Origin of the sequence: Sphingobium sp. (assembly GCF_035511395.1) — a bacterium.
Taxonomy (GTDB): Bacteria; Pseudomonadota; Alphaproteobacteria; order Sphingomonadales; family Sphingomonadaceae; genus Sphingobium.
Genome location: NZ_DATKFP010000112.1, coordinates 1 through 3,626 on the forward strand (window position 1 = coordinate 1; position 3,626 = coordinate 3,626).

Consider the following 3,626-nt stretch of genomic DNA (forward strand, 5'->3'; position numbering starts at 1 on the left):
CGATCGCCGATCTGCCCGAGGCCTTCCCGGAACAGAATGCGACGATCGACAATCTGCCGGCCGGCATTTCATCCGACGTACTGCTGCGCCGGCCCGATATCGTGTCGGCCGAGCATCAACTGTTGAGCGCCAATGCCAATATCGGTGCGGCGCGCGCGGCCTTCTTCCCGCAAATTTCGTTGACCGCGGCACTGGGTACGGTGAGCCTTGGACTGTCGGGCCTCTTCGCTTCCGGCAGCGATTCCTGGTCGGTTGCCCCCAGTGCAACTCTGCCCATTTTCGATTTCGGTCGGAACAAGGGCAATCTTCGCTATGCGAAGGCGACCTATGACGCGATGCTTGCCACTTATGAAAAGAGCGTCCAGACCGGCTTTCGGGAAGTCGCGGACGCGCTCGCGCGGCGCGGCACGATGGGGCAGCAGCTGGACGCGCAGACGTCGCAGCGCGATTCCGCGCGGGTTGCCTATACCCTCTCGGAAGCGCGTTTCCGTTCGGGCGTCGACACTTTCTTGACGACGCTGGATTCGCAGCGCTCGCTCTATGCCGCCGAACAGAGCCTGCTCGCGACGCGACTGACGCGGGCGAGCAATCTGGTCGAACTCTACCGCGCGATGGGCGGCGGCCTGAAATAAGGGCGTAGCTTTGAAAGCAAGCGGAGAGAGGCAATGCTCCTCATTCCACGCTATCAGGGCGTGGCAATGATGGAGAGTGACATGAGCCTGTTCCGCACGACCTTCCAGTCCCCCGTCGGTGCGTTGCCTCTGGTGGCGAGCGACGCGGGGCTGGTGGCGGTCCTCTGGCAGGAGGATGCACCCGATCGGGTTCGGCTGGGAGCGATGCGCGAGCAGTCGGATCATCCTGTTCTGGCGGAGGTGGTTGTTCAACTTGCTGCCTATTTCGCGGGAGAGCGGACCATGTTTGACCTGCCGCTCGACCCGCGCGGCACCGATTTCCAGCGGAGTGTCTGGGCTGCGCTGCTCGACATCCCCTTCGGCGAGACGCGTAGCTATACGGATATCGCCCGTGCCATCAGTCGGCCTTCTGCCGTACGCGCGGTGGGAGCCGCCAATGGCCGTAACCCGCTATCGATCGTAGCGCCTTGTCATCGCGTGGTGGGCAGCAATGGCGCACTGACGGGCTTTGCCGGCGGGCTGGAGATCAAGCGCTGGCTGCTGGCGCATGAGCAGGGCCAAGGGCAGGAACCGCGCCTGCTCTGATTTTCCCGCTGCCCAAAAGGACGGTATCCCCTATGCTTGGCCGATGGCCGAGGCTATGCCGATGCGATCATGAACCCTGATCTGGATATGATCGTCGCCGACATCGTGGCGACCCTGCGCGCGGCGGAAGAGCGCGGCACTGTCGCCAGCTATATTCCTGAACTGGCGAAGGTTGATCCGGGCCAGTTCGGTATCGCCATAGCGACGGCAGACGGTCGCATTCTGACAGGTGGCGACGCCGACGCGGGCTTTTCGATCCAGTCGATATCGAAGGTGTTCGCGCTGACTCTTGCCCTGGGTAAGGTCGGAGACCAGCTGTGGGACAGGGTGGGGCGGGAGCCTTCGGGCAATGCCTTCAATTCGATCGTCCAGCTCGAACAGGAGCATGGCATTCCGCGCAACCCCTTTATCAACGCCGGCGCGATCGTGGTTGCCGACGTCAACCTCGGCGGGCATCAGCCTCGCGTCGCGATCGGCGAGATGCTTCGCTTTGTCCGCTATCTGGCCGGGGATGACGGGGTCGCGATCAACGAGGCGGTGGCGGCGTCGGAAACGGCCACGGGTTTTCGCAACATGGCGCTAGCCAATTATATGCGCGCCTTCGACAATGTCCGCCATCCGGTCGATCTGGTGCTGGGCACTTATTTCCATCAGTGCGCGATCGAGATGAATTGTCGGCAACTGGCGTTGGCCGGGCGGTATCTGATGCTGGACGGGCGCCATCCGGACGGGGGCAGGGTGGTGTCGCCTCGCCGTGCGCGGCGGATCAATGCGTTGATGCTGACCTGCGGCCATTATGATGCGTCGGGCGACTTCGCCTTTCGGGTCGGTATTCCGGGTAAGTCCGGGGTGGGCGGCGGCATCCTGGCGATCGTGCCGGGCCGGGCCTCGATCGCGGTCTGGTCGCCGGGTCTTAACGCCAATGGCAACAGCCAACTCGGCACATTGGCGCTGGAGGAACTCGCGCAGCGCACCGGCTGGTCGGTATTCAGCCCGCCGCCGGAAGGCGATTAGCTGATCTCGTCGGCCCGGAGCCGTCGAAGCTTGGGTGCGGTTTCCAGTTGCGCGGCATCCTTGATCCCGACGCGCAGATCCTCGCGCGTCTGGTGGATGGAGGCGATAACCGGGCCCATGGCGACGCCCAGATCCACCAGCGCCGTTTCCGCCAATTGCAGCGAGCTTTCCAGCGTTTCGGGTACCGCGTCGCTGGCGCCGGCCTTGTAAAGCTGAGCGGCATGATCGGTGTCGCGGGCGCGGGCGATGATCGGCAGGTCGGGCACCCAGCCGCGTACGCGCTTCGTCACGCGCACCGACAGCACCGGATCGTCCATCGTCAGGATCAGCGCGCGGGCATGGCCGAGCCGTAACCGATCGAGCATTTCCGCACGGGCGACGTCGCCGAACAGGATCGGATAGCCGCGCCGCCGCGCTTCGGCGACGACATCCGGATCGGATTCGACCACGATGAAGCGCTGATTATGGGTCCGCAGCAGATCGCAGACCATATGCCCGACACGGCCGAAGCCGATGACGACGGCTGCCGCTTCGGTCTGTTCCTGCTCGCTCTCGACCTGCTCCTCGCCCAGCGCCATTTCCAGGCGGCGGGCGATATCATGGCCGAAACGGGCCAGCAGCGGCGTGATGGTGAGGCCGATGGCGGTCACGATCTGCCAGAAGGCGGCTGTCGACGGCAGGATCAGCTTCGCTGCGGCGGCGGCAGACAGCACGATCAGAGTGGTTTCCGACGGGCTGGACATCAGTACCCCCACTTCCAGCGCGACGCCCTTACGCGCGCCCGAAATATAGAGGAGCGCGCCGGTCACAAGCGTCTTGGCGATCACCACGCCGACGACGGCCAGCAACAGGCTTTCCCAGTTGGCCAGGATGACGCGGATGTCCAGGCTCATGCCGACGGTGATGAGGAAGACGCCGAGCGCCAGCCCCTTGAAGGGAGCGGTCATCACCTCGACTTCGCTATGATAGTCGGTTTCGGCGATCAGCAGGCCGGCGAGCAGCGCGCCCACGATCGGGGACAAGCCCGCGATCGACGTTGCCATGCTGGATACGATCACCACCAGCAGGCTGGCGGCGAGAAAGACTTCGGGGCTCTTGGTCCGCGCTGCCTGGCTGAAGACATGCGGCAGGACCAGCCGGCCCAGCACCAGCATGATGGCGATGGTGATACCGCCCTTGAGCAGGGTGTTCGCCAGTTCGCTCCAGGCGCCATCCGGGCTTGCCGCGACGGACGGCGCAAGCGCGCCGAGCATGAAGATGATGGGAACGAGCGCCAGATCCTCGAACAACAGCATCGAGAAGGCGGCGCGTCCCACCGCGCTCTGCGTGCCGACCATGGGAAGCACGACCGCCGTGGACGACAGGGCAAGTGCAAGGCCCAGCCCGATCGCGCCG

Annotated in this window: 4 protein-coding genes; 3 read left to right on the forward strand and 1 reads right to left on the reverse strand. The window is 64.6% G+C overall.

Features of this window, described 5'->3' with window-relative positions:
- The 3 genes from VMR39_RS07230 to VMR39_RS07240 form a co-directional block, all read left to right on the forward strand.
- The coding region (locus tag VMR39_RS07230) for an efflux transporter outer membrane subunit (protein ID WP_325415300.1) at positions 1 to 632 on the forward strand (632 nt) is incomplete at its 5' end.
- A gap of 81 nt (positions 633 to 713) precedes the next feature.
- Positions 714 to 1,217, forward strand: a complete 504-nt coding sequence (locus tag VMR39_RS07235; protein ID WP_325415302.1) for a methylated-DNA--[protein]-cysteine S-methyltransferase — start codon at positions 714 to 716, stop codon at positions 1,215 to 1,217.
- Positions 1,218 to 1,286: 69 nt separating this feature from the next.
- Complete coding sequence (locus VMR39_RS07240; protein WP_325415303.1) at positions 1,287 to 2,231, forward strand: glutaminase; 945 nt, start codon at positions 1,287 to 1,289, stop codon at positions 2,229 to 2,231.
- On the opposite strand, the gene VMR39_RS07245 is transcribed toward VMR39_RS07240, so the two are convergent.
- A partial coding sequence (locus tag VMR39_RS07245; RefSeq protein WP_325415301.1) for an NAD-binding protein occupies positions 2,228 to 3,626 on the reverse strand: 1,399 nt, incomplete at its 5' end. The genes VMR39_RS07240 and VMR39_RS07245 overlap by 4 nt on opposite strands.